Source organism: Bradyrhizobium sp. Ai1a-2 (genome assembly GCF_000426245.1).
Classification (GTDB): domain Bacteria; phylum Pseudomonadota; class Alphaproteobacteria; order Rhizobiales; family Xanthobacteraceae; genus Bradyrhizobium.
On record NZ_AUEZ01000201.1, the window covers coordinates 1 to 2,639 of the forward strand.

The window sequence follows — 2,639 nt, forward strand, 5'->3', positions numbered from 1 at the left end:
TCATTGCGCCCGGCGGCAAGGCGCGGGTTAGGTCTCCTTGATCTCCTTTTGGGTGGCATGGTGAGCATAGACCGAAAACGGCAGGGCGGGAAACACCATTGCGCGTGCGGGACTCGTGCTGACAAACAAAAATCGACGCACCGGCCCGCGTGAAGCCGATGCGCCGACTTGGCCGACGTTTGGATATGCCGGTTTCCCGGCGACGACAGTGTAGCACACAACGAACGGTTGCGCGCAGGGCGCGGCCGTACGTGCCTGCCGAAAGGCGCATAAGCGTGGGTCGCGAACGAAGCCCGACCCGGAAATTGATCAGGCGGCGAGAAGCAGTTCGGTTTTGGCTTGTGTTGCGGGCTCGCCCATAATCCGCCGAAGCTTTGGCCGCGATGCTGCGTGCCAATCCTGTCCGGCGGCACCCAATCTCGACCTTGCGATCACTTCGGAAATAGCTTGTCGCGGATGTAGCGCGAGGTCGGCGTCAGCCGTACGCCGCGCGGTTTACGCCATATCGCGCGATCGATCTCGTACTTGTCGCCAATTGTGAGAGAGCCCGAAGCGTTATCGGCGATAAAGATCGCGTCGCTCATCTTACGACCGGAGCGGCGGTTCTTTGCCTTCACCTCTTTCCAAAGCTTTAGCTGTCCAACCTTTAGCTTTGGCAATTCTTCCTTGATTTCGCGTCGCAAGCACTGTTTCTCGGTTTCGCTTCCGCGCTTGCGTCCGCCGGGAAACATCCACAGCCTGTCACGCCGTCGTCTGACAAGAAGTACGCGACCTCGCTTCGAGGCCACTAGCTTTGAGGACTTCGCCATTTCCTGTGGGACTGCTCCGCTCTAAGAATTTATCAACGACTCACTCCATACTTATTCTAGCGGAAGCAAGAGGTCGCGGAAGCTGCTGATCGAGCTCCACCGGATTTGTCCGGATATGGAACCAGTGCGGCGGCCCGGAGGCCGCCGTCGCATGCGCGGGAGCCCGGCTCAGGCTAGGCGGCGAGTAGCAGTTCGGTCTCAGCCTGTTTCATCGATACCGCCGCTTCGATGATCCTGCGCAGTTCGGCGGCGACCCCGTCCAGCACCGCGCGCTTCTGCTTCAGCCGCTTGGAATGGTTGTAGACCTTCCCGGTGACGGTCGGGATGATGACGTCCTGCTTTTTCGTCACAGCATGGTCGAGGCACCGCGCAATCGCTGCCTCGTCAAAGCCGAGATCGCCGGCCAAGGTCGCGGCGGTGCGGCGCAGGTCGTGCGGCGTGAACGGCTTCAACCCGAGCAGCGCGCAGATGCCGGGCGTCCTGACCTCCCCACCCTTGCGCTTGGTGCCGCGCAGCGCCGTTGCCATTGCCTTGCGCTCAAGCGGCTGGTCGCCGCGCGGGCTGGCGAACACGTGCTGTTGCTGCACGTTCGTCAGCGCCTCGCAGATGATCTCGACCGCAAGGCTTGAGAGCGGCTGGATGATGTCGCGCCGTTTCTTGACCCGCTTGAGCGGGACCACGAAGCGCGGATTGTCGCCATCGAGATCGTGCAGCTCGGAGCGCGCGGCAGCCAGCAGCTCGCCCGAGCGCAGCATGGTCACCAGCTCGAACTTGAGCGCCAGCCGGGTCCGGCGATCCCACGGCAGGTCCTCGCGGTCGAGGCCGTGCCAGAAAATCCTGATCTCGTCGGCCGACAGGACGCGCTGGCGCGGATGCTCGGCGTCCAGCTTCGGCAGGTTGACGCACGGGCTCGCGGTGACGTACTCGCGCCCGGCTTCCGCCGCCCAGTTGAACAGGCCGCTCGCCGCGCGGCGCATGTGGCGGGCGTTGGCGACCGAGGGCGTGCCGCCATGCCGGCCGGCGACGATGTCGTTGGACAGGGTGGCGATGTCGTGCTTGGTGACATCACGCGCCAGCTTTTTGCCGAGGCGCGGTGACAGCAAGCGCCGCAGGTGGCTGGCGACGTTCTCCCATGTCTCGATGCGCGGGCGCATCTCGCCGTCCGGTTTCTTGACCGGCGTTTCCATCCATTCGATCCGCTCCTCGATGATCTCATCGACCGTCTTGCCGGCTCTTGACTTCTGTGCCTTCCGCGAGTGGAAGGTCTCGACGATCGCGGCATTGCCGACCGCCTTCAGGGCATAGACTGTGCTGCGCGCCGTATCGACGTTAAAGGTCTCGCTGTTGTAGACGCCGAGCCAGCCGCAGCGCTGCTTGCCGGTTTCCGGGTCGGTGAACTTGAACGAGAAGCTGGCGACTCCGGACGGCGTAATGCTGACGTATAGGCCGGGGCATTTCCGGTCGTAGACTTTGATCCGTTTGGTGACCCGCTTCTCGCAGGTCCGGTCGGTGAGGATCGTTGGGCCGCCCTTGCGCTTGGGGCTCGCGGCGGTTGTGGTAAGATGGCTCATGGTTTCTTGCTCCTAGAGGGTTTGAGACCTATAGGGCCGGGCTTGTGAAGCGTTGGCGTCAGGTTGCCATCCGGGTGCCGTCGCTTGGGGCCTGGCCCTAGTTCTGACCGAGTCCGCGAGATAGCCCCGTCAACAGGTTACGCGGAAAGCGCTTGTTTTGAAGGGTTTTCTTAGTGTCAGCGGGTGTCAGCGGGTCTCAAAATATAGACGTGTGGTCCTGGCGCCCCGACGCTGGCGCTAAGTCCTGGGGGATGGAAAC

General features: G+C 62.9%; 2 protein-coding genes. Both read right to left on the reverse strand.

Features of this window, described 5'->3' with window-relative positions; translation table 11 throughout:
- Positions 1–431: 431 nt before the first annotated feature.
- Positions 432–809, reverse strand: coding sequence for an NUDIX hydrolase (locus K288_RS0143020; protein ID WP_027584829.1), 378 nt, complete (start codon positions 807–809; stop codon positions 432–434).
- Positions 810–982: 173 nt separating this feature from the next.
- Entirely contained in the window at positions 983–2,380 is a 1,398-nt protein-coding gene (locus K288_RS0143025; RefSeq protein WP_027584830.1) for a site-specific integrase, read from the reverse strand.
- Positions 2,381–2,639 lie beyond the last annotated feature (259 nt).

Excerpts from the sequence above, each read along its gene's own strand:
- K288_RS0143020 (WP_027584829.1), bottom strand. The coding sequence starts at position 809 with ATGGCGAAGTCCTCAAAGCTAGTGGCCTCGAAGCGAGGTCGCGTACTT.
- K288_RS0143025 (WP_027584830.1), bottom strand. The coding sequence starts at position 2,380 with ATGAGCCATCTTACCACAACCGCCGCGAGCCCCAAGCGCAAGGGCGGC.